The organism is Streptomyces sp. NPDC046308, assembly GCF_055588065.1.
Genome location: NZ_JBVJFB010000002.1, coordinates 865,728 through 888,318 on the forward strand (window position 1 = coordinate 865,728; position 22,591 = coordinate 888,318).

At 70.1% G+C, this 22,591-nt stretch carries 24 protein-coding genes; 10 read left to right on the plus strand and 14 right to left on the minus strand.

What is annotated here, in order from left to right; genetic code table 11:
* The first annotated feature begins 141 nt into the window (after window positions 1-141).
* From ACZ6JT_RS11295 to ACZ6JT_RS11305, 3 genes are all read left to right on the plus strand, one after another.
* The gene (locus ACZ6JT_RS11295; protein WP_469209180.1) at window positions 142-510 is read left to right on the plus strand and encodes a DUF192 domain-containing protein; all 369 of its coding nucleotides are present in this window, start codon (window positions 142-144) and stop codon (window positions 508-510) included.
* A 59-nt stretch (window positions 511-569) separates the two neighbouring features.
* A complete protein-coding gene (locus ACZ6JT_RS11300; RefSeq protein WP_469209181.1) occupies window positions 570-1,187 on the plus strand; it encodes an SMI1/KNR4 family protein in 618 nt (205 codons plus the stop codon).
* 283 nt (window positions 1,188-1,470) lie between these two features.
* Window positions 1,471-2,757: an extracellular solute-binding protein gene (locus tag ACZ6JT_RS11305; protein WP_469209182.1), complete on the plus strand. Its 1,287-nt coding sequence runs from the start codon at window positions 1,471-1,473 to the stop codon at window positions 2,755-2,757.
* Window positions 2,758-2,899: 142 nt separating this feature from the next.
* On the opposite strand, the gene ACZ6JT_RS11310 is transcribed toward ACZ6JT_RS11305, so the two are convergent.
* The 4 genes from ACZ6JT_RS11310 to ACZ6JT_RS11325 all read right to left on the minus strand — a co-directional run bounded on the left by ACZ6JT_RS11310 (window position 2,900) and on the right by ACZ6JT_RS11325 (window position 7,404).
* Window positions 2,900-3,523: a hypothetical protein gene (locus ACZ6JT_RS11310; protein ID WP_469209183.1), complete on the minus strand. Its 624-nt coding sequence runs from the start codon at window positions 3,521-3,523 to the stop codon at window positions 2,900-2,902.
* A 77-nt stretch (window positions 3,524-3,600) separates the two neighbouring features.
* Window positions 3,601-3,930 carry a nuclear transport factor 2 family protein gene (locus tag ACZ6JT_RS11315; RefSeq protein WP_376617551.1) on the minus strand — a complete coding sequence of 110 codons (330 nt, stop codon included), beginning with the start codon at window positions 3,928-3,930 and terminating at the stop codon, window positions 3,601-3,603.
* A 95-nt stretch (window positions 3,931-4,025) separates the two neighbouring features.
* Window positions 4,026-4,820 carry a polysaccharide deacetylase family protein gene (locus ACZ6JT_RS11320; protein WP_469209184.1) on the minus strand — a complete coding sequence of 265 codons (795 nt, stop codon included), beginning with the start codon at window positions 4,818-4,820 and terminating at the stop codon, window positions 4,026-4,028.
* Window positions 4,821-5,799: 979 nt separating this feature from the next.
* Complete coding sequence (locus ACZ6JT_RS11325) at window positions 5,800-7,404, minus strand: MDR family MFS transporter (protein WP_469209185.1); 1,605 nt, start codon at window positions 7,402-7,404, stop codon at window positions 5,800-5,802.
* 131 nt (window positions 7,405-7,535) lie between these two features.
* Here ACZ6JT_RS11325 and ACZ6JT_RS11330 point away from each other — a divergent pair, with 131 nt between their 5' ends.
* The 5 genes from ACZ6JT_RS11330 to ACZ6JT_RS11350 all read left to right on the plus strand — a co-directional run bounded on the left by ACZ6JT_RS11330 (window position 7,536) and on the right by ACZ6JT_RS11350 (window position 14,319).
* Window positions 7,536-8,117, plus strand: coding sequence for a TetR/AcrR family transcriptional regulator (locus ACZ6JT_RS11330; RefSeq protein WP_469209186.1), 582 nt, complete (start codon window positions 7,536-7,538; stop codon window positions 8,115-8,117).
* Window positions 8,118-8,254: 137 nt separating this feature from the next.
* Complete coding sequence (locus tag ACZ6JT_RS11335) at window positions 8,255-8,767, plus strand: SseB family protein (RefSeq protein ID WP_469209187.1); 513 nt, start codon at window positions 8,255-8,257, stop codon at window positions 8,765-8,767.
* Window positions 8,764-9,411 carry a hypothetical protein gene (locus ACZ6JT_RS11340; RefSeq protein ID WP_469209188.1) on the plus strand — a complete coding sequence of 216 codons (648 nt, stop codon included), beginning with the start codon at window positions 8,764-8,766 and terminating at the stop codon, window positions 9,409-9,411. Before ACZ6JT_RS11335 ends, ACZ6JT_RS11340 begins: the two co-directional genes overlap by 4 nt.
* Window positions 9,411-13,997 (plus strand): putative T7SS-secreted protein, encoded by a 4,587-nt coding sequence (locus ACZ6JT_RS11345; RefSeq protein ID WP_469209189.1) that lies wholly within the window; start codon window positions 9,411-9,413, stop codon window positions 13,995-13,997. The genes ACZ6JT_RS11340 and ACZ6JT_RS11345 overlap by 1 nt, the downstream gene beginning before the upstream one ends.
* Complete coding sequence (locus ACZ6JT_RS11350; protein ID WP_469209190.1) at window positions 13,984-14,319, plus strand: hypothetical protein; 336 nt, start codon at window positions 13,984-13,986, stop codon at window positions 14,317-14,319. The genes ACZ6JT_RS11345 and ACZ6JT_RS11350 overlap by 14 nt, the downstream gene beginning before the upstream one ends.
* Before the next feature lie 22 nt (window positions 14,320-14,341).
* Here ACZ6JT_RS11350 and ACZ6JT_RS11355 read toward each other — a convergent pair whose 3' ends face one another.
* Entirely contained in the window at window positions 14,342-14,758 is a 417-nt protein-coding gene (locus ACZ6JT_RS11355) for a nuclear transport factor 2 family protein (protein WP_469209191.1), read from the minus strand.
* A gap of 102 nt (window positions 14,759-14,860) precedes the next feature.
* Between ACZ6JT_RS11355 and ACZ6JT_RS11360 the strand changes: the two genes are divergently transcribed.
* Together ACZ6JT_RS11360 and ACZ6JT_RS11365 are read left to right on the plus strand one after the other, a co-directional pair.
* Complete coding sequence (locus ACZ6JT_RS11360) at window positions 14,861-15,406, plus strand: TetR/AcrR family transcriptional regulator (protein WP_469209192.1); 546 nt, start codon at window positions 14,861-14,863, stop codon at window positions 15,404-15,406.
* 94 nt (window positions 15,407-15,500) lie between these two features.
* A complete protein-coding gene (locus ACZ6JT_RS11365) occupies window positions 15,501-15,974 on the plus strand; it encodes a carboxymuconolactone decarboxylase family protein (protein ID WP_469209193.1) in 474 nt (157 codons plus the stop codon).
* 72 nt (window positions 15,975-16,046) lie between these two features.
* Here ACZ6JT_RS11365 and ACZ6JT_RS11370 read toward each other — a convergent pair whose 3' ends face one another.
* From ACZ6JT_RS11370 to ACZ6JT_RS11410, 9 genes are all read right to left on the minus strand, one after another.
* Window positions 16,047-16,688 carry an OmpA family protein gene (locus ACZ6JT_RS11370; RefSeq protein ID WP_469209194.1) on the minus strand — a complete coding sequence of 214 codons (642 nt, stop codon included), beginning with the start codon at window positions 16,686-16,688 and terminating at the stop codon, window positions 16,047-16,049.
* 4 nt (window positions 16,689-16,692) lie between these two features.
* A complete protein-coding gene (locus ACZ6JT_RS11375; RefSeq protein WP_469209195.1) occupies window positions 16,693-17,286 on the minus strand; it encodes a hypothetical protein in 594 nt (197 codons plus the stop codon).
* 31 nt (window positions 17,287-17,317) lie between these two features.
* Window positions 17,318-17,986, minus strand: coding sequence for a pilus assembly protein TadG-related protein (locus ACZ6JT_RS11380; RefSeq protein ID WP_469209196.1), 669 nt, complete (start codon window positions 17,984-17,986; stop codon window positions 17,318-17,320).
* Window positions 17,986-18,231 carry a hypothetical protein gene (locus ACZ6JT_RS11385; protein WP_469209197.1) on the minus strand — a complete coding sequence of 82 codons (246 nt, stop codon included), beginning with the start codon at window positions 18,229-18,231 and terminating at the stop codon, window positions 17,986-17,988. The genes ACZ6JT_RS11380 and ACZ6JT_RS11385 overlap by 1 nt, the downstream gene beginning before the upstream one ends.
* 110 nt (window positions 18,232-18,341) lie before the next feature.
* Window positions 18,342-19,028: a response regulator gene (locus ACZ6JT_RS11390; RefSeq protein ID WP_469209198.1), complete on the minus strand. Its 687-nt coding sequence runs from the start codon at window positions 19,026-19,028 to the stop codon at window positions 18,342-18,344.
* Between the two features lie 3 nt (window positions 19,029-19,031).
* Window positions 19,032-19,925 (minus strand): DUF5936 domain-containing protein, encoded by an 894-nt coding sequence (locus tag ACZ6JT_RS11395; RefSeq protein WP_469209199.1) that lies wholly within the window; start codon window positions 19,923-19,925, stop codon window positions 19,032-19,034.
* Between the two features lie 16 nt (window positions 19,926-19,941).
* On the minus strand, window positions 19,942-20,880 hold the full coding sequence (locus tag ACZ6JT_RS11400) for a type II secretion system F family protein (RefSeq protein WP_469209200.1): 939 nt from the start codon (window positions 20,878-20,880) through the stop codon (window positions 19,942-19,944).
* Window positions 20,877-22,226: a CpaF family protein gene (locus ACZ6JT_RS11405; protein WP_030714076.1), complete on the minus strand. Its 1,350-nt coding sequence runs from the start codon at window positions 22,224-22,226 to the stop codon at window positions 20,877-20,879. The genes ACZ6JT_RS11400 and ACZ6JT_RS11405 overlap by 4 nt, the downstream gene beginning before the upstream one ends.
* Window positions 22,223-22,591, minus strand: a complete 369-nt coding sequence (locus ACZ6JT_RS11410) for a TadE/TadG family type IV pilus assembly protein (RefSeq protein ID WP_469209201.1) — start codon at window positions 22,589-22,591, stop codon at window positions 22,223-22,225. Before ACZ6JT_RS11410 ends, ACZ6JT_RS11405 begins: the two co-directional genes overlap by 4 nt.

Consider the following 22,591-nt stretch of genomic DNA (forward strand, 5'->3'; position numbering starts at 1 on the left):
TTACACCCCCCTGGTTTTTGGGGCTATGGGGAGGGGGGGGGACCCCGGGCTTTCAGCCCCGCCGGTGGGTGAGGCGTGGGGGCCCGGGGGCAACCCCCCCCCCCCCCCCCCCCCCCCCCCCCCCCCCCTAGGCTGGCCCGCATGGCGAACTGGCAGGACGGCACCGGCACCCTGCACATCGGCGCGGCCCGCCTCCCCCTGGAGGTCGCCGCCTCGTACGGCGCCCGCACCCGCGGCCTGCTCGGCCGGGACGGGATCGACGGCGCGCTGTTGCTGACCCCCGCCGCGAGCGTGCACACCTTCCGCATGCGGTTCGCGATCGACGTGGCGTACCTCGACCGGAGCCTCCGCGTGCTCGCCGTGGTCACCATGCCCCCGGGCCGCCTCGGGCTGCCGCGCCTGCGCTCCCGGCACGTCCTGGAGGCCGCGGCCGGAGCCATGGCCGGCTGGGGGCTGCGCCCCGGGACCACCGTCAAGGTGGACGTACCGGGGCGTCTCACGCGCGACTAGGCGGTACCCCTGCGCGGCAGTAGGTTGGGGCGGTTGAGGTGGGGCATCAGGGGAGCGGCATGACGGAGAACGCGCGGATCAAGGCGCTGGAGCAGATCATGCCGGCGACGCACGGCGCCGACGAGGACATCGACTGGCAGGCGGCCGAGGCCGCTTGGGGGACCCGGTTCCCGGCCGATTTCATCGCGTTCATGGGCCGCTACGGCGCGGGTTCCATCAACGGCGAGGCGAGCATCCTGCTGCCGCTGCCCAAGCCGGGGCTCCAGTGGGACCCGGCGGAGATGGCCGAGGAGACCGAGAACGCCCGGCAGGCCTGGGAGACGGAGGGCGGCCGTGCCGCCTTCGACGTGGACCCGGAGGCGATCATCGCCTGGGGCGTCACCGGCGGCTCGGACATCCTGTGCTGGCTCACCTCCGACCCCGATCCGGACCGGTGGCCGGTCCTGGTCTGCGGGCGGCACACCGCCGACTCCTTCGCGGTGTATCCGTACGGCATGGCCGAGTTCCTCTACCGGCTCTGCTCCGACGAGTTCGACGTGAGCCCCGTCAGCATCACCTTCTGGGACGGCGGCCACCTCAGCTTCGTGCACTGGCGCAAGGCCCAGCGGCGCTGGCAGGAGGGCCGCAATCCGGAGACGGGCGAGCCCGACCCGTACGCCGGCGAGTTCGCCGACTGAGCCGCGGGGCCCGCCGGGGCCCTCACCCGCCCGCAGCCCGTTTCCGTGACCGGAGACGGGCTTTTCGGCAGGTCTACGCGCGTCCGATTAGTCGATCACATATCGGAAAACACCAGCCGGAAAAGCCGCACTTGGAGCATTGACCACAACTGCGCCCCCAATGCAATCAACCACCCCTGCGTCGGGAGAGAATTCCGGCCAACGGGCACATCCAGATACACCTCAGCCCGGAGCAACTCATAAGTAACAACGGGATCCAAAAGAAAATCAGGGGAATACACCCGTGCGACGAAGAATCTTCGGCACGACTGCCACCACGGTCGTGCTCGGCCTGTTGATGCCTCTGGCCGGATGTGGTGGCTCCGGTGACAGTGCAGGTGACGGCGGCACGCTGCATCTGGTCGCCGCCGAATACGGCGACAGCCCGGCCACCAGTTCCAAGCCCTACTGGGACAAGATGACGGCCGAGTTCACCGAGGCCCACCCCGGAATCAAGGTCGACGTCAAACTCCTTCCGTGGGCCGACATCGACCGCGAGGTCTCCCGTATGGTCAAGGCCGGCAAGGCGCCGGATGTCGCGCTCATGGGCTCTTACTCGGACTTCGCGGCCCAGGGCCAGCTCTATCCCGCGAACGAACTCCTCTCGGTCACCGCCGAGGCGAATTTCCTCCAGCCGCTCGCCGACGCCGGCTCCGTCGGCAACACCCTCTACGGCCTGCCCTTCGTGGCGAGCAGCCGCCTCCTCTTCTACAACCAGGCGCTCTTCACCAAGGCCGGCGTCAAGGAGGCCCCGAAGACCTGGTCCGACCTGAAGGCCGCCGCGAAGGCGCTCAAGGACAAGGGCGTGGCGTACCCGTACGCCCTGCCCCTCGGCCCGGAAGAGGCGCACGCCGAGGCGATGATCTGGGAGCTGAGCAACGGCGGCGGCTACGCCGACAGCGCCGGCAACTACGCCCTGGCCTCCGACCAGAACATCAAGACGTGGGGCTGGGTCAAGGACCAGCTGGTCGCGCCCGGTCTCACCGGCCCGGTCCCGCCCTCGAAGCTCAACCGCGCCGACGCGTTCGCCGCCTTCCTGCGCGGCGAGGTCGGCATGCTCAACGGCTACCCGTCACTCGCCCACGAGGCGCGCGCCAAGGGCATCACCGTCACCACCACCGCCATGCCCGTCTCGGACGACCTCGGCGCCGGGGAGAACCCGCCGGCCGTCGGCGTGGCCGACTGGATGATGGCCTTCAAGCAGAACGGGAAGCGCGCGGAGATCGCCAAGTTCCTGGACTTCGTCTACCAGGACAAGAACCTGACCGAGTTCGCCGACCGCTACCACCTGCTGCCCTCCACCGTCACCGCCTCGCGCACCCCGGCCGGCGGCGGCCTGGACAAGAACGACCAGCAGTTCCTGGACGCCCTGCGCGGCGCCCAGCTCTACCCGGTGAACGACCCGACCTGGCTGACGGTCAGCGACACCATCAAGCGCAACATCGGCCGCGCCGTGGAACCGAACGGCGACCCGAAGGCCGTCCTCGAGGACATCGCCGCCCAGGCGAACCAGGCCGCGAAGAAGAACTGAAAGACCCTCGACACGGGGCTTTCGCCCGCTGCCGCAGAGCACCCCATGCGGCACCATGGCCACTACGGCACTTGATCCAAGGCCGCGGCCCAGTCGCCCGCCGAGCACCCACAAGGTGCGCGGGGCGGCCGGACCCCACCCGTCAGCGCTGCTGCCCGCCGTTGGCCGCGAACGCCGTCCGGTACTGCTCGCAGCTGGAGTTCCAGCGCAGCGTGCCCGTGAGCGTCCCGTAGCCCGAGCGCGTCACCGACCACTCCACCGTGTACTCACCGGTGTCACAGGCGATCCGCTTGCCACCCGCGACCTTCTCCCGCCCGGTCGCCGGTTTGTCCGTCAGCTCCTTGCGCACCTGCGCCACCTCGGCCCCCTTGGCCGTCCGCAGCACGGCGCGCACGACGATCGGGTGCGTGCCCTCCTTGACCGTCACCGCCCTCTTCACCACCGTCGAGTCCGACACCGACCAGGCGAACTCGTACGAGGGCAGCCACGCCAGCGTCTTCGGGTCGCCGACCCGGCGCTCGTAGTCCGGCGCGTCGGGGTGGCCGGGGCGGGTGACCGTCTTGTACTGGACCCCCGGGTACAGGCGGAACTGCCCCTCCACCTTGTGCATCTCGTCCTTGGTCCACATCGACCTCATGTCCTTCTCGCCGCCCGCCGGGTCCTGGACGTACGGCGCCTGCGCGGCGGTGGCCGGCTGGCCGAGGACGGGAGCGAGGGCCGCCGCGGCGGTGGCGAGGGCGAGGGCGGCGATGCGGGTGCGCTTCATGCCCGGCCCAACGGGACCCTCCGGCGGGCCGGAACGACGCCGGGTGCGCTTTCACCCGTACGGGAGCGGCCGCCTTCTCAGGCCTGACCCGTCTCGATGCGGCTGATCCGGCCGCCACCGGGGGCGATGACGAAGCGCCAGGCGGTGCGCATCTCGCCCCAGGTGTCGTTGCGGTAGTTGACGAGCAGGGTGCGGCCGCCGTCGGACTCGGACTGGACGTCCATGTGGCCGCCGGAGTCGAAGATCTCGCGGTCGATCCACTCGTGCAGGTCGCGGTCGGAACCGTCGTCGGACAGGGTCGCGTCGGCGGTGAGGACCGCGAGGAAGGCGTCCTTGTCGTGCGCGTTGACGGCGGCGACGAGGGCGCCGACCGAGGGGTCGGACAGTTTGCCGGGGGCGATGGCCACAGGAGCCTCCTGGTGCGTACGGGTGTTCCTCCCAGGGAACAACGCGGGTGGCTCCGCACGGTCGACCGTCACCCGTTCGCCGGGCGGACGGCGTGTCAGGGGGCGGTGCGGACCGGGAACCCGGTGGGGCGGCCCTGCTCCTTGAGCCAGTCCAGCACCTGGTCGAAGGCGTCGACGGTCTGCGCGCGGTTGCCGCCGCCGTCGTGGAAGAGGACGGTCGGGCCGTTGCCGATCTCGCGCTTCACGGCGTCGACGATGGCAGCCGTGCCGGGCTTGCCGAAGTCCTTCGTGTCGACGTTCCAGCCGAGCGGCCGCATCCCGTGCGCGGCGGCGATGCGCCGGCTGTCGGGGGTGAACGCGCCGCCGGGGGCCCGGTAGTACTCCACCTTCGCGCCGCCGCCCGCGGCTTCCTCGATCAGTTTCTTCGCGTCGAGGATCTGCCGCTCCTGGTAGGCGACGGGCTTCTTGTCCATGGCGGTGTCGTGGTCCATGGTGTGGTCGCAGAGCCGGTGTCCGGCCGCGACCACCTTCTTGACGAGGTCGGGGTGCGCCTTGGCCTGCGGGCCGACCATGCAGAAGGTCGCCTTGACGTCGTGGCGTTGGAGGACGTCCAGCACCTTGGGGGTCCAGCGGGGGTCGGGGCCGTCGTCGATGGTGATGTTGACGGCGCTCTCCCCGGCCTCCGACCCGTGGGCGATGTCCTCGGGTATCCCCTGCGGCTGCGACCCGGCGCCGCCGGCGGGGTCCGTCGGCCGGGCCACGTTCTGCTGCGTGGTGGCCTTGCCCGGCTCGACCAGGGTCGCCACCCCCCACACAGTCGCCGCGACGGCGGCGGCCGAGGCCACGACGACGGCCCCTGCCCGAATGCTGCGCTTGCTCTCTCCCGCCATGAGCCTCATGAAGTGTCCACTCCCCATCCGCTGTGCGAGCGTTCTGTGGATCAGGACGTGTGGGTCCGGCGAGGAGTTCCAGTCAATTGGGCCTTAAATTCCCCGTAATGACACCAAAGTGACTGATGGGACTTTAACCCCGCCGGCGAGGCGAAACTGCTCGCGCCGGCCGGATGGTCCGGCGCAGCCGCCCGGTGCGGCCCAAACCCCGCGGCTCCGCCCCAGACCCCGCGCCTCAAACGCCGGCGAGGCTGAGTTTGCGCGGCCCTGCCGGAAGGTACGGCAAGGGCTGTGGTGCAGCACCGCTGTACAGCGCGGCTCAAACCCCGGGGCTCCGCCCCAGACCCCCGCGCCTCAAACGCCGGCGAGGCTGAGTTTGCGCGGCGGGGCTGAATTGGTGCGGCCCAGCCGAGGTGCGGCTCAAGGATCGGGGCTCCGCCCCGGACCCCGCTCCTCAAACGCCGGAGGGGCTGAACTTGCGCGGCGGAGGCTGAATTGTGCGGCGGGCCGGGGCGGTTGGGGTGGGGGTGGGTGTGTGTCGGGGTGATCCCCGCAGGGTGCCGAACACAACAAGGCTCCGCTCTCCGACCCCTCGACACGTTCGGCGCCCGAGGAGACGCCCCGGCGCGCGCCCGCCCCCACCACAACCGACCCCCACACCCGCCCGGCCGCGCCACAACCAGCCCCCCACACCACCCCGAGCGGCGCAGCCAACCCGCGCAACCGCCCCCGTACCCGGCCCAAGCGGCGCAGCCAACCGGCGCCCGCCCCCACCCCAACCGACCCCCACACCCGCTCGGCCGCGCCGCGACAGGCCCCCCACACCGCCCCGAGCGGCGCAACCAACCCGCGCAACCGCCCCCGTACCCGGCTCAAGCGGCGCAGCCAACCCGCGGCGCAGCCAACCCGCGGCGCAGCCAACAGGCGGTGCCCCCGACCCTTCCGGTGGCACCGCCTGTGCTGTTCCGTTCTGGAACCGTCAGCGCGCGACGGACTCCTGCGTCGCCGACGCGACGGCCTCGTCCTGCGCCGCGGCCGCGGCCGGCGCCGGCGCCGCGGGCCCCGCGCCCCGCAGCGGGACCTCCTTGACGAACCAGGCCGCCGCGAAGCCCAGTACGGCGATGCCCGCGCCGAGCAGGAACGCCGAGTGCGTACCGGCGGCCACCGCGTGCTGGTAGGCGTCCCGCACGACCTCCGGCAGCTTGGCCAGGCTCGCCGCGTCCAGCTGCGCGGACCCCGCGGCCCCGGCCGCCTCCGGCCCCAGCCGCTCGGCCATGGTGTCCGTGACCCGGCTGGTGAAGAGGGAACCCATCAGCGCGACGCCGAAGGAGCCGCCGAGCGTACGGAAGAGGGTCGCCGAGGACGACGCGACGCCCATGTCCTTCATGTCGACGCTGTTCTGCGCGACCAGCATGGTGATCTGCATCAGGAAGCCGAGCCCGGCGCCGAGGACGGCCATGTAGAGCCCGGACACCAGGCGGGTGGTGTCGGTGTCCATCGTCGCGAGCAGGAACATCCCGACGACCATCAGCGCGCCGCCCATGATCGGGAAGATCTTGTACTTGCCGCTGCTGGTGGTGACGCGGCCCGCGATGAGCGAGACGACCATCATCGAGAGCAGCATCGGCAGGAGCAGCAGGCCGGAGTTGGTGGCGGAAGCGCCCTGCACCGACTGCTGGAACAGCGGCAGGTACAGCACGCCGCCGAACATCGCGAAGCCGACCAGGAAGCCGATCACCGACATGAGGGTGAAGTTGCGGCTGCGGAAGATGTGCAGCGGCATGACCGGCTCTTCGGCCTTGGTCTCGGCGTAGAGGAAGGCGGCGGTCGACAGCACGCCGACGACGATCAGGCCGATGATCTGGGCGGAGCCCCAGGCGTACTCCGTACCGCCCCAGGTGGTGACGAGGACGGTGGAGGTGATGGCGATGGTCAGCAGGGCCGCGCCGAGGTAGTCGATCTTCGGGCGGACGCCCGGCTCCGTCTTCTTCGGCAGGTGCAGCACCGCCGTCACCATGGCGAGCGCCACGGCGCCGAGCGGCAGGTTGATGTAGAAGGACCAGCGCCAGCCCATGTGGTCGGTGATGGTGCCGCCGACGAGCGGGCCGCCGATCATGGCGAGGGCCATCACGCCGGCCATCATGCCCTGGTACTTGCCGCGCTCACGGGGCGGGATCAGGTCGCCGATGATCGCCATGACGCCGACCATCAGACCGCCGGCGCCGAGGCCCTGGATCGCGCGGAAGCCGATCAGCTGACCCATGTCCTGGGCCATGCCGCTGAGCGCGGAGCCGATCAGGAAGATGACGATCGAGGTGAGGAAGGAACCCTTCCGCCCGTACATGTCGCCGATCTTGCCCCAGATGGGAGTCGAGGCCGCGGTGGCCAGCGTGTACGCGGTGACCACCCAGGAGAGGTGCTCCAGGCCGCCGAGCTCGCCGACGATCGTGGGCATCGCGGTACCGATGATCATGTTGTCGAGCATGGCGAGCAGCATCGCGATCATGAGCGCCATGAGGACGACCCGTACGCTGCGCGGCTTCACCTCCTCCGAAGTCCCCGCAGGCTTGACTGAGTCCACCATGTCCACTCCCCTGGCCCTACTACTCGCACATCGTCCCGCACCGGCACTTACTTGCCGCCCGGCTAGTTCACTACACTGGGGACGGTAGACCCGTAACTAGCCGGGCGTCAAGTAAGTAATTGGGGAGAGCCATGTCCAGCAGCAGTCCGCAGCGCCGCCGTGGCGACACGCGTCAGCGCATCCAGGACGTCGCACTGGAGCTCTTCGTCGAGCAGGGGTACGAGAAGACGTCGCTGCGCGAGATCGCGGAGCGGCTGGAGGTCACGAAGGCGGCGCTGTACTACCACTTCAAGACCAAGGAAGACATCATCATCAGCATCTTCGAGGACCTGACCCGGCCCATCGACGAGCTGATCACATGGGCCGAGGAGCAGCCGCGCACCCTGGAGACCAAGCGCGAGGTGCTGCGGCGCTACAGCGAGGCGATGGCGGCGGGCGCGGCGCTGTACCGGTTCATGCAGGAGAACCAGGCGACCATGCGCGAGCTGAGCATCGGCGAGACGGTGAAGGCGCGGCTGTTCCGCCTGGTGGAGCTGCTGCGCACGCAGGACGGACCGCTGACGGACCAGGTCCGCTGCGTCAGCGCGCTGTTCACGCTGCACGCCGGGATGATGTTCCTCCAGCACGTGGAGGGCGACCCGGAGGAAACCCGCCTGGCGGCCCTGGAGGTCGCCACGGACCTCATCACCCAGGCCCACCACCAGGAGTCCTGAGCCGGCTGGCGCCGACCGCGGGACGGGGCGGAGCCCGGCACTCCCCCCGAGCCGGCCCGTGTATCAGCTCCGGAACAGTTCCCGCGGGGCCGGGCTTCGCCTGGCCGTCGGAAGGTACGTCGTGTCAGCATGCGTCGGTGAGTGACAACGGGGATGACACGACAAGGACTGAACGCGTCTCAAGACTTTCGGAGTTGACCGCCTGGCCGGTGGCGGATCCGCCCGTCGCACCGCCGGAGCCGGTCGAGCCCGCGCCGGAGCCGGCCGAAGCCGCCGGCGCGGACGACGCGTTGACCACCGCACGACGGCAATTCGCCGCGCTGCTAGGCGAGTTCCGCCGCACCGCGGTGCTCGTTCCGTTCGACGCGTACGGAAGCCTGTGGACGTCCGACTTCAACGGCGTGCGCTGGATCTGCGCCTTCTCCGACGAGCAGGCGCTCGCCCGGTTCGCCCAGGCCCAGGGGGACGCCGCCCGGGAGTGGACCTACCGCACCGTCCTCGGAGCCCGGCTGCTGGACGCGCTGGTTCCGATGGTGCCGGGCCCCGCGGGCGTGGCGCTGGACGCGGGCAGTGACGACGGCGTGTTGTTCCCGCCGGTCAAAGGCATCGTGCCCGCCGCGGCGGCAGTCGACCTCGGGGAGGCGCAGTGAGCGGGAACGGTCCGGATCTCGAAGCGCCGGCATGGGCGATGGTCGAGATCGCGCGCGGCATCAACAAGGCGCATGCCGAACTGAAGGAACTCGGCTCCATCGGTGAGGCGTCCGCCGGGCGCGGCTTCTCCGACCTGGCCCTGTCGGGCATGGAGCTCGGACACGACGGCCTCACGGCGGAGTTCAGGACGTTCTGCGAGCGGTGGGAGTGGGGGGTCCGGGCACTGACCCTGCGAGGGAACGTGTTCGCGCAGGGCGTGGGCCTGTCCGCGGGATCGTTCGCCGAGCAGGACCAGTACATCAAGGACTCCTTCAAGATCGGCGTGAACTCCCTGAACGGCAATCCGCACCTGTCGGAGGACGACGTCAAGGAGATGAACTGGAGCAGGGTCCGCGACCAGCACATGTGGGACGGCGCCGACTGGAGGGGCGACTCGTTCTCCGAGGCGCACGAAGAGGTCAAGCAGACCTGGAAGGACACGGGTTACGACGTCATGGACGCGCAGCTCGACGCCATGGAGCGGTCCGGACTCGTCGACCCGGCCGTCCGCGACCGGATGGACGAACAGCTCAAGGACGACCTCGATCCTTCCCGCGAGACGATCGAGCAGGCCGAGGAACCGCGCTGGGGAGAGAACCGCTGATGGTGGACTGGGGCGGCCTGACGGACAAGTTCATAGACAAGGTCGACAGCGGCATCGACAAGGGCAAGGTGCTGCTCGGGGAAGGTATCGACTGGACCACCGACAAAGTCGGCGGGGCCCTGGAGAAGGTGGGCGCGGAGGACTGGGCCGACGCCGTCGAGGACTGGGGCGACGACAGCGCGTCCTCCCTGGGTGCGAAGGTGGGGGAGCAACAGCTCGGGCAGACCGAGGAGGCCGAGGAGCTGATCCACGGCAAGCCGGAGAAGGTCGCCACCTCGGTGGCTCATCTCCAGGACTTCCAGAAGGCGTTCGACCTGGTCGGCAGCGGCATGAAGAAGCTCGACGCGGCCAACTGGAAGGGCCAGGCGGCCGACACCTTCCGCGAGAAGTTCCAGACGTTGCCGACGGACTGGCTGCGTGCGGCGGACGCGTTCGGTGACGCCGCCAAGGCCCTGGAGGCGTACTCCAAGGCGATCAGCACGGCGCAGGGAAAGGCCAGGGAGGCCATCGCCCTGTACAAAGAGGGCGACAGCGACTCCCGCAAGGCCGTGGACGCCCACAACAAGAAGGTCGACGCCTACAACGCCGCCCGTACGAGCGACGCCCCGCTGCCCGCACCCGGCCCGTTCGAGGATCCGGGCGCTGCCAAGCGGGCCCGCGCCCGGGAGATCCTGAGCGACGCCCGGCGTGCGCGCAACGAGGCGGGCGAGGCCGCGAAGGGCGCCGTCTCGGCGGCGATGGCCTTCGCGCCGAAGGAGCCCACCGGTCGCGACAAGCTCATGAGCGAGATCGTCGACCACGGCATGGCGTCGGGGGTGGAGAACCTGCACCTGGCGGGCGGCATCATCAAGGGCGGCGCCGGGCTGATCAACTTCGTGCGCGCGGTCAACCCCGCGGACCCCTACAACCTCACCCACCCCGCCGATTACTACAAGGGCGTCAACACCATCCTCGCCGGGCTGGCCTCCTCCGCCGCCAACCCCGATCGCACGCTGAAGAACGCCTGGGAGGCCGCCAAGGGAGACCCGGCGGAGTTCATCGGCCGCCTCATCCCCGAGGCGATCGGGACCAAGGGTGCCGGCCTCGTGCGCGGCGGCCTGCGCGCCGGCCTGCGCACGCCCCGCCACCTGCCGGACGGCGAGAAGCCGCCGGCCCGCGGTGACCATGAGCGCGGTCCCGACAGCAACGGCCGGCGGTGCGGCGAAACGGTGTGCAAGAAGGACCCCGTCGACATCGCGACCGGCCGCATGCTGCTGCCCCAGACCGACCTCACCCTGCCGGGCTCCTTGCCCCTGGTGTTCCAGCGGACGTTCGACTCCTCCCGCCGGTCCGGCCGCTGGTTCGGCCCGACGTGGTCGTCCACGATCGACCAGCGCCTGGACATCGACTCCGAGGGTGTCCTCTTCAGCTGTGACGAGGGCAGCATCCTCGCCTACCCCCACCCGGCACCCGGGCTCCCGGTCATGCCCACCCACGGACGGCAGTGGCCCCTCGACCGGGTTGACGGCGGCTACACGATCACCGACCCCGGCACGGGCAAGGTCCTGCACTTCACCGACCACACGGCCGGGCTCGCCCTCCTGACCCAGGTCGACGACCGCAATGGCCGCTGGATCACCTTCGAGTACGACGACTGCGGCGCACCGGCCTCGATCACCCACCACGGCGGCTACCGGCTCCGGCTCACGACCGAGGGGGGACGGGTCACGGCCCTGCGGCTGGCGGGCGCGGGCCCCGGCGGAACGGACCTGACGGTCCGGAACTACGGGTACGAGGACGGACACCTCACCGAGGTGCGCGGCGGCGCCCGCTCGCTGCGCTTCGACTGCGACGGGCACGGCCGCATCACCTCGTGGACCGACTCCAACGGCAGCCGCTTCGACTACACGTACGACGAGCGGGACCGCTGCACCTACCAGTCGGGCACGGCCGGGCATCTGGAGACCCGCTTCACCTGGGACGGCACCGACCCGGCGACCGGCCTGCGCGTCACCACGCTCACGGACGGCCTGGGCAACACCGAACAGCACCTCGTCAACGACCGGGACCAGGTCGTGGCCGACATCGACGCCCTCGGCGCCCTCACCCGCTTCGCGTACGACCGGCACCACCGCCTGCTGTCGCGCACGGACCCGCTGGGCCACGTCAGCCGCTACACCTACGACGAGCACGGCCGGCTGACCACGGTGGAACGGCCGGACGGACGCCGGTCCCGCGCCGAGTACAACGCACTCGGCCTTCCGGTGCGCATCGTCGGCCCGGACGGCAACGCGACGCACCAGACCTACGATGCGCGCGGCAACCGCACCTCGGTCACGAACCCGTCGGGAGCGACGACCGTCTTCGGTTACGACGAGGGCGGCGAACTCGTTACCGTCACCGACGCCCTCGGCGGAACCACGGCGCTGCGCCGCGACCGGGCAGGGCTCCCCGTGGCCGTCACCGATCCGCTGGGTGCGACCACGCGGTACGAGCGCGACGGCTTCGGCCGGCCGGTCGCGATCACCGACCCGCTGGGAGCCGTCGTCCGCCTGCTCTGGAGTGCCGAGGGCAAGCTCACGCACCGCACGGACGCCGACGGGACCATGCGGTCGTGGACCTACGACGGCGAGGGCAACTGCGTCACCCACACCGACGCGACGGGAGGCGTGTCGGCCTACGAGTACACCGACTTCGACCTCCTGACCGCACGCACCGGCCCCGACGGCGTGCGCTACGAGTTCGCCCACGACTCCAACCTCAGGCTCGTCCGGGTCACCGACCCCCGCGGGCTCACGTGGGACTACACCTACGACCCGGCGGGCCGGCTCACCTCCGAGACTGACTTCGACGGCCGTGTGATCACCTATTCCTACGACGCCGCCGGCCGTCTCGTCTCCCGTACGAACGGGCTCGGCCAGACCGTCCGGTACGAGTACAACGCGCTCGGCCAGATCGTCCGCAAGGACGCGGAGGGGGCGGTCACCACCTTCGAGTACGACGTCTTCGACGAACTGGCCGGCGCCTCGTGCCCCGACGCCACGACGACATGGATGCGCGACCGCTTCGGACGCCTCGTGTCCGAGACGGTCAACGGCCGTCGGCTCACCTTCACCCAAGACCTGCTGGGCCGACGCATCAGCCGGACGACCCCGAGCGGCGCGCTCAGCACCTGGGCGTACGACGCGGCCGGCCGGCGGACCGCACTCACCGCCTCCGGCCGCACCTTCGCCTTCGAGCACGACGCGGCGGGCCGCGAGCTGGCCCGCGACCTCGGCGGGGTCGCCACCCTCCAGAGCGAGTACGACGCCCTGGGACGGCTCACCGACCAGCGGGTCAGCGGACAGGACGGTCTGCTGCAGCGCCGCTCCTACACCTACCGCGCCGACGGCAACCTCCTCGCCGTGGACGACCACCTGTCGGGCCGCCGCAGTTTCGAACTCGACCCGGCGGGCCGCGTCACCGCGGTGCACGCGGCGAGCTGGACCGAGCGTTACGCCTACGACGAGACCGGGAACCAGACCGACGCCTCCTGGCCCGCGGTCCACCCGGGCCAGGAGGCCGCGGGCGCCCGCTCGTACACCGGCACGCGCCTCACCCGGGCCGGAGCCGTGCGCTACGAGCACGATGCGCAGGGCCGGGTCGTCGTACGGCAGAGGACCCGGCTGTCGCGCAAGCCCGAGACGTGGCGTTACGCGTGGGACGCCGAGGACCGGCTGGTCCGGGTGACCACACCGGACGGTGCGGTGTGGCGCTACCTCTACGACGCGCTGGGCCGCCGCATCGCCAAGCAGCGCCTCGCCGACGGCGGCGGGACCGTGGTGGAGCAGGTGACCTTCACCTGGGACTCGGCCGTCCTGTGCGAGCAGACGACGGAGTCGGAGCAACTGCCCCACACGGTGGCGCTGACCTGGGACCACCGCGGCATGCGGCCGCTGGCCCAGACGGAGCGCATCGTGCGGGCCGACGCCCCCCAGGAGGTCATCGACGAGCGCTTCTTCCTGATGGTCACGGACCTCGTCGGCGCTCCGAGCGAGCTGATCGACGAGTCGGGCGCCCTCGTGTGGCGGGCCCGCAGCACACTGTGGGGGACGACGACGTGGGCGGCGGCGAGCACGGCGTACACGCCCTTGCGTTTTCCCGGCCAGTACTTCGATCCGGAGACCGGCCTGCACTACAACGTCCACCGCCACTACGACCCCGAGGCGTGCCGCTACCTCAGCGTCGACCCGCTCGGCCTGGGCCCCGCCCCCAATCCCACCGCCTATGTGCACAACCCGCTGACCTGGGCCGACCCGATGGGGCTTTCCCCCTGCCCCCAGGTCGACGACATATCCCAGAACATCGCGGACCACTCCCGAGCACGCGCCCAGGATCCCGCCGGATTCGAGCACTACGTGAAGGACGTGAGCCCGAAGGCGCTGGAGTTCTACGTGGACGGTGTGATCAACGGGGACGTGCCGACCGTGCTGCAGCCCAAATTCCTGAAGCGGGGCCGGGTGGCATATTGGGACACCGATAAGAATGCCGTGATCATCGAGGACGGCGACGGCGGAACCGTCTTCACGCCGCGGGAAGGCAAGACCTACTACGATGAGCTGGAGTGATCACGTGTCCTCGGTGACCGTGTCCGCGGAGCAGTTCGGAATCCTCTTCCAGGTGACGAAGGAAATCCACGGCGTTCCCGGGGAACGATGGGCGGCGGCCGGCATGGCACCGCAACAGCCCGCGGAGCTCCTGGGGTTGGCGCGCGACATCAGGAAAACGCTTCCCGCCGACGGGGTGGAGATCCCCGCGGACGTCGCACGGCGCTGGCGGGTCCTGATCGACGTGACGGTCGACGCGCTGGGCGCCGACGAGCTGAGGTTCCGGACGGGCTTCACGAGGGACGAGGTCGACGCCGCCGCCGCGCCGCTCGACGGGCCGTAGCCGGGCGGCTGCTGCGGGGGGCTCAGGCTGTCCGCAGCCGCCGCTCCGATTCCGCGATCCGTACGTCGTTGATGCTGGCCTCGCGGCGGCTCATCAGGCCGTCGGGGGCGAACTCCCACTGCTCGTTGCCATGGCTGCGCCACCACTGGCCGGCGGCGTCGTGCCACTCGTACTCGAAGCGGACCGAGATGCGGTTGCCGGTGAAGGCCCACAGCTCCTTGCGCAGGCGGTAGTCGAGCTCGCGTTCCCACTTGTCGGCGAGGAACGCGCGGATCTCGGTGCGGCCGGCCAGGAACCTGTCGCGGTTTCGCCAGACCGAGTCCTCCGTGTACGCGAGGGCGACCCGCTCGGGGTCGCGGCTGTTCCAGGCGTCCTCGGCGGCCTGGACCTTGGTTCGGGCGGACTCTTCGGTGAAGGGGGGCAGGGGCGGACGCGTCATGGCGGATCCTCTGGCGGTGGGAGGGAAAGGCGAGAACGATCGTTCTCCAGCGTAAGAGAACGAGCGTTCTCGCCGCAAGGGGAAACCGGCTACCCTGCCCTCATGGACGACGAAGAGGCACGGACCCGGCTGCTCGACGCGGCGGAGGAGCTGTTCTACCGGCACGGCATCCAGGCCGTCGGCATGGACCGCGTCCGCACCGCCTCCGGGGTCCCCCTCAAGCGCCTTTACCGACTCTTCCCGGCGAAGGAATCCCTCGTCACCGCCTACCTGGAACGCCGCGACCAGCGCTGGCTGGACTCCCTGCGCACGGCGGCGCTCGCCCCCGCCGAGCCGCGGGCGCGCGTGCTGGCGGTGTTCGACTGGCTGGCGGACTGGTTCACCGAGCCCGACTTCCGGGGCTGCGCGTTCCTCAACACGTACGGGGAGCTGGGCGCGGCGGCGCCGGAGATCGTGCGGGTCCACAAGGCGGAACTGCGCGCCCTGCTGGTCGACCTGACCGCCGATCCGGCCCTCGCCGACCCGGCCCTCGCCGACCGGCTCCTGATCCTGACGGAGGGGGCGACGGCGGTCGCCGCACTGAACCCGGGCCCGGAGCCGGCGCACCGGGCCAAGGAGATCGCGGAACTCCTCCTCCCGGCCATGTGACTCAGGTCACATCCACTCGGTCCGCGAAGCTGTCACATCCGGGCCGCGATTTCCGTCAAGGCTGTGTAACGGTCGACACGGCAAGGAGAGAACGATGGAAGCGCGTCTCAACTTCTTCGGCAACGCGGTCGCGAACAAATTTGCCCGGTACATCAACTCCGCGGGCAAGGTCATCTCGGACTCGACCCTGCCGCACGCCACGCAGGAGCTGGTGAAGCTCCGGGCCAGCCAGATCAACGGCTGCGGGTTCTGCACCGACATGCACTTCAAGGACGCCACGCACGCCGGGGAGGACCCGATCCGGCTCAACCTGGTCGCGGCCTGGCGCGAGGCGAAGGTGTTCACCGACGCCGAGCGGGCGGCCCTGGAACTGACCGAGCAGGGCACCCGCATCGCCGACGCGGCCGGTGGCGTCACCGACGAGGCGTGGGCCGACGCGGCCAAGTACTACGACGAGGACCAGCTGGCCGCGCTGGTCTCGCTCATCGCGCTGATCAACACGTACAACCGGATGAACGTGATCGTCCAGCAGCCGGCGGGCGACTACCAGCCAGGCCAGTTCGACTGAGCGGACGCCGCACGGGACCGGCCCCGACAGGGGAGGGGCCGGACCGCGCGCACCACCGCGCCGTTCACGTTCTTAGCCGCCTTCGGCGCCGCGGGGGAAGGTGATCTCGACGCGGCGGTTCTTCTTGCGGCCTTCCTCGGTGCTGTTGTCGGCGATCGGGTAGTCCTCACTGTACCCGCGGACGTCGAAGACGACCGCGGGATTGGTGACGGTCTTGGAGAGCTCGGCCTGCACGGCGTCGGCGCGCTGCTTGGACAGCTCCTTGCCGTGCTCGTAGCTGCCCTGGTCGTCGGTGAAGCCGAACACCCTTACGCGGGTCGCCTTCTGCGTGTTGATCTCGGCGGCGATGGCCTGGATGCGGGCGGCGGCCTGGGCGTTGAAGACGGCGCTGTTCTCCGGGAACAGCACCTCCGACTGCAGCGCCATCATGACGGTCTGGTTCGTCTCCTGCCGCCGCTGCTCCCCGCCGAGGTCTTCGACGACCTCGGCGATGTCCAGCACCTTGACCGGCGCGAGCGTCCCGCCCTGCGGGATCTTCAGCCCGGGGGCGTTGGAGTCGATGGCCACGGGGGCGGAGGCGGACGGCTCGGTGCCGGGGGGTACGGATGGCTTCACGTCATCGGCGTAGGCGGCGGTCGCCCCGATGAGGTGCGCTCCGGCCACGACGAGTGCGGAGACTATGACAGTTGCGGCTACTTGATGGCGTGTGGTCATGGGGTCACCCAGAGATTTTGACAACGGCCGCGGCGAAGGTCGGGAGGCTGAATTCCACCTCGGTGGTAGAAGCCGGGGGTGCCGGGAACTGAGCGAAGAAGGGGATCACCTGGCCGGCATCGACGCTGGAGACTCCTGTCGTGCACAGGCACCTGGACTCCGTGTCTCGAAGCACGTAGTAGCGCTTCTTCCCGGCCTTGTCGACCAGCGTGGCACCGGCCACCGACTCTCCGGTCCCCTTGAGCTCGATCCCACGCCAGGCCACGGTGTCCTTGTACGACTGGCTGCCTGTGTTCTTGATCTGCCCGGTGACAGTGAGGAAGCCACCGGATTCTCGGCGCGCCGAGTTGATCAGAAGGGTCATGCCGGCCTGTCCATTCAGCGTGCCGATGACCTCGGTCGGCTCCGCGCCCTGGCTTGCACTCGGCGCCGGGTTCTGAGAACCCGCCCCCTGAGACTGCGGCGTGGAGGACTTCTGCGGGTCCTTCGGCTTTCCGTTGTCGCCATCGCCGCCACACCCGGCCAACGTGAGGGCCATGACCGCCACACCTGCAACGGCCATTCCCCCACGGACCTTCACCATGCGCCGAATGCTCATTTACGAACGCTTCCTTGTCTCTCGTTCCCTGTCAGCCGACGAGTCGCACGCTGAACAGCTTCTTGGTCAATGCCTTGAGCGAGCCCGGATGCAGCGGATCAATCTCGATCAGCTCCCCGCTGCAACTGAAGGTCACCTTTGACGGAATCGGCGTGGGCGAAGGCGTTGGCGTAGCGGTCGGTGAGCCGCCCTCAGGCGGCACTGTGGGGGTGGGACTCGGAGTGGAGACCGTGCCAAGACGGCACTTCGACTCGATCAAGGCCGTGGCCGTCGCCGTCCCGTGCATGCTGCCGGTCTCAGGAATCACCGACTCTCCCACTGTCCCGTTCGTCTCCACCGTGACGGTGAATTTCGGGAGGAGGGAGGCATCGCACCCCGTTGCCTTCGCGTCGTTCTTCGCCGCGAAGGCTTCCGCCGCCGCACATGCCTCACCGGCCTTGAAGAAATCCCCATCCACGATCTTCTTCCAGTCCGCAGGCTTCAGCACGGCGAGGTCGAGACCGAGCAGCAGCTTGTCCCTGGCCTCGCGCCCAGCAGCCAAAGCGGCGGCGTCCGCGGCTCCTTGGGCATCGCTTCGTCTGACCGACGCCTGACCGATGACGAAGAAGGCGAGCGCGGCGAAGAGCAGGCCCGCCACGACCACCACATAGATGGGAAACGCCTGCCCCCGGTCACGCCCAGGCTCCCCCCTGGCGTCCACTAGCCGGCTTTGATATCCGTCACCGCCTGCTTGATCCGCTTCGTGATCTCCGATCCGACTCCGGAACCGACGATCGCTCCCACGATCACGATGACCACCAGGATGATGCCCAGGTATTCGAAGGCCGTCTGGCCGCGGTCCGAGTGGGCGTGGCGCTTGCGGAGGCTTGTTACGGCCGTGTCCGCCCAGCCGTTCACCCTGATCCGTGCCTCCACGGCGGCCTTCAGCAGCGTGTTCTGTGACATGGGGGTTCCCTCCCGGGCCGGTACCGGTGTCGATCTGCGGACGGTACGGCGCGTCACCAGTCGTGACCAAGGGTCCCGGGACCCAATTACGGACCCACTGCGCACTCTGTCTACCCATGACCGGTCACTCCTGGACGGGCGGTTCCCAGCCAGCGGGCTATCGCCTCGCTGCGCGTGGCGCTCTGGAGCTTCGCGAAGATGCGGTTGATGTGGTTCTTCACCGTCTTCTCGCTGATGAAGCAGGCGGCGGCGATCTGCTGGTTGCTCATCCCGGACGCGATCAGGTCCATGATCTCCACCTCCCGGGAACTCAGCCCGAAGACAACAGAGTTGTGCATCCGCTCAGAAGACTGTGCCACAGCTCGTTGCGGATGCGAAGAGGCCCGGAGTTCCGCGAGCAGGGCGCTCGCCGCCGTCGGGGTGAAGTGGGGGCGGCCCAGTGGGGCGTCGCGCACCGCCCTCAGCAGCTCGTCCGTCGTGAACTCGCCGTGCACGAGGTAGCCGCCGGCGCCCAACGACAACGCCTCGCAGATGATGTCGGCCTCCCTGCTGTACGTCAGCATCAGTACGGGCGCCAGCTGCACCAGGTGCGGCAGCGCCGAGATGCCGTCCACGCCCGGCATCCGGACGTCCAGCAGGATCACGTCCGGGGCGTGTCGGCGGGTCAGGCTCAGGGCCTCGCGGCCGTCCTGCGCCTGGGCCGTCACCTCGAGGTCCCCGGCCGCGCTCAGGATCGCCGCCAGGCCCGCCCTGATGACCGGGTTGCCGTCGGCGATGAGCACGCTCAGCCGGGCCATGGCTCAGCCACCCCCGAACAGCGCGCCGAAGTCGACGTTCGCGCCGTAGACGAAGCCGCAGACCAGCAGGATCAGCGTGCCGGGCAGCATGAACATGGTCACGGCGAACGTCGCCTTGGGGACGGCCCGGGCCGCCCGGCGGCGGGCGTTCTGGGCGTCCGTACGGCGCATGTCCTCGGCGATCGCGATCAGGGTGTCGACGATCGGGGAGCCGAGCTCCTCGCCCTGCTGGAGGGCCGTCACGAACTGCGCCACCTGTTCGCTGTCGTTGCGGCGGCGCAGTTCGTCGAAGGCCTGGCGGCGGCTGACACCCATGTCCATCTGCTGGAGCGTGATCCGGATCTCGTCCGCCCACGGCCCCTCGTACTTGTCCGCGACCCGGTCCAGTGCCTGCCGGAAGCCCAGCCCGGCGCTCACCACCACGGCGAGCACGTCGAGGAAGTCGGGCAGGGTCCGCTCGATGTGGTCGCGGCGGACCCTGATCGCCGACCACAGGCCGGCCTCGATCCAGAAGAGCCCGAAGGCCACCATGAGCAGGGCGGCGACCAGCTGGCCGTTGATCAGCATGGAGAAGGCGCCGAGGGCGCCCAGGGCCCCGTACACCGCCCGCCGGGCCGCGTACCGGTCGATCGTGAGGCCGGCGGGGTTGCCCGCCATGTCGATCTGGCGGCGCTTGCGGGCGACCCGGGCCGGGCCCATCGCCCTCAGTACCAGCGGAGCCCAGCGGATGCCCATGCGGTCGACGAGGGAGCCGACCGCCGTCGTGCGGGTCGCGCCCACCTCCAGGGCGAGCGCGAGGTCCGTGGGCAGTTTCACGTCCGCGCGGTAGAGGCGGATGCCGTGGAACGCGCCGAGGACCGACAGGGCCACGGCCAGTGCGAGCAGAAGTCCGGTCATCGTCCCGTCCGCCCCCTCACACGTCGATCTTCGACAGGCGGCGGATGAGGATAAAGCCCAGGGCGAAGAGGCCGAGGGCGACGAGTACGGCCGTCTGGCCGAGGAACGCGCCCGTCATCCGGTCCAGCGCGCCCGGCATCATCATGTCGACGAGCAGCAGCGAGCCGAGTCCGATGGACGGGACGAGGTACGCCGTCACCGTCACCTGGGACAGCTGGGTACGGATCTCACGGCGGGTCTCCTTGCGCTGTTCCAGCGTCACCGTCAGGTTGCGCAGGCTGTCCACGATCGCGCCGCCCGCGCGGGCGGACAGGACGAGGGTGGAGACGAGGACGACCAGCTCCCGTGACGGGAGTCGTTCGGTGAGTTCGCCCAGGGACTCATCGATGGAGTGGCCCACGGCGAGACGGTCGGCGACGCGCGCCAGTTCCTCGCCCGCCGGAGCCTCCAGCTCCTCGGCCGCGATGCCGATGGCCGTACGCAGGGCCAGCCCGGCCTGGGTGGCGTTGGCGAGGATCCGGGCCAGGTCGGGGAGCTGGTTGATGAACCGTTCCGTACGCCGCGCCCGCTGCCAGTTGAGGAAGGCGTTGGCCGCCCAGACGCCGATCACGCCCGCCACCGGACCGAAGAACGGCGCGAGGAGGGCGGACGCGATGAGCCAGACGCCCGCGACCGAACCCAGCATGTAGACGAAGAACTCGCCCGGGGTGAGGTCCAGGCCGGTGGTCGCCAGCTTCAGCTCGATGCGGCGGCCCAGCGTGGTTCTGCGCAGCCGCCGGTCGACGCCCCGGAAGCGGCGCCGCCGCCCGAGGGGCTCCGGCATTCCGCTCGACGAGAGGCGCTCGATCAGGGCGGCGCGCTGGGCGCGCCCGGCGACGTACGCCTGGAGGCCCGCGACGACGAGCACGCACGCGAGCAGGGTGGCGCCGAGGGTGAGGAGGATCAGTGGGTTCACAGGGCGGTCCGGGTGATGTGCGGCGTGGTGAGGGGGTCGTCCGGCAGGGCGACCCCGAAGGCCTGCGGGATGGGCTGGTTGTTCATGTAGAGCCGCTCGGCGATCCGGCGCGGCAGCGGGTAGTACTCGAAGTAGCCGTGCACGCGCCCGTCGGCCGCCATCGGCTGGGCCGCGAAGCGGCAGACGGTGGTGATCCGGAAGGGTTCGCGGCCGTGGGATTCCAGGATGGAGATCTCCGTGATGCGGCGTGAGCCGTCGCCGAAGCGGGTCAGCTGGACGATGACGTTGACGGCGCTGTTGATCTGGTCCTGGAGGGCCTCGAAGGGGATCTCCACCTCCGACATGGAGGCGAGGGTCTGCAGGCGCATGAGCGCGTCTGAGGAGCTGTTGGCGTGGACGGTGGCGAGGGAGCCGTCGTGGCCGGTGGACATCGCCTGGAGCATGTCGAGGGTCTCACCGCCGCGGACCTCGCCGACGATGATGCGGTCGGGGCGCATGCGAAGGGAGTTGCGTACGAGGTCGCGGATGGTGATCTGGCCCTTGCCCTCCACGTTCGGCGGGCGGGATTCGAGGCGGATCACGTGCGCCTGCTGGAGCTGGAGTTCCGCCGAGTCCTCGATGGTGATGATGCGCTCGCCTTCCGGGATCAGGCCGGAGAGGGCGTTGAGCAGGGTGGTCTTGCCGGTGCCGGTGGCGCCGGAGACGATCAGGTTCATCTTGGCGGCGACGAGCCCGGACAGCAGGAGCAGCATCTGCTCGTCGAGGGAGCCGAGCGCGATCATCTCGTGCAGGGTGAAGGCCCGCGGGAAGCGCCGGATCGTGAGGGTCGCGCCGGTCAGGGAGAGCGGCGGGATGATGACGTTGACGCGTTCGCCGCTGGGCAGGCGCGCGTCGACCATCGGATTGGCCTCGTCCACGCGGCGGTTGACGGTGGAGACGATGCGCTCGATGGTCTGCATCAGCTGCTCGTGCGAGGCGAAGCGGAGCGGGAGCTGCTCCACGCGGCCGGCGCGCTCGACGAAGATCTGGTCGGGGCCGTTGACCATGATCTCGGATATCGAGGCGTCTTCGAGGAGCGGTTCGAGCACACCGAGACCGAGGGCCTCGTCGACGACCCGGCGGATCAGCTGCGCGCGCTCGACGGTGGAGAGTACGGGGCCTTCGCGGCTGATGATGTGGCCGAGTACGCGCTCCAGGCGCGCCCGGCGCTCGGCGGGCGCGAGCGCGGACATCTCGGCGAGGTCGATCTCCTCCAGCAGCTTGGCGCGGTAGGAGGAGACCAGCCGGCCGTCCTCGCGGGGGCTGTGCCGGTCGTCGGGGGTGTTGACCCGGGAACGCAGGCTCATGGTCCGGTCACCTTCGGGTCGTCGTTGGGCATGACCGCCGTCGCCTTGGCCGGTTCGAGGGACAGCCCGGGGATGATCGAGTTGATCCGTATGGTCACGGTCGCGGTGACCGCGTCGCCCCCCGGGGGCACGCTGACGGTCGCCGGGAGTCCCTCGCGGATGGCGGCGTATCCGGCGGCCTCCCCCCGTCCCGGGTGCTGGGCCTCCACGCGCGCCGCCGTACGGGCGGCGGTGTCCGCCTGCTCGTGGACGTACGCCACCCAGCCGAGCTGGATCGCGCACAGGGCGACGAACAGCAGGATCGGCACGAAACCGATGTACTCCAGGGCCACTTGCCCCCGGTCGGAACGGATACGCCGCCTCAC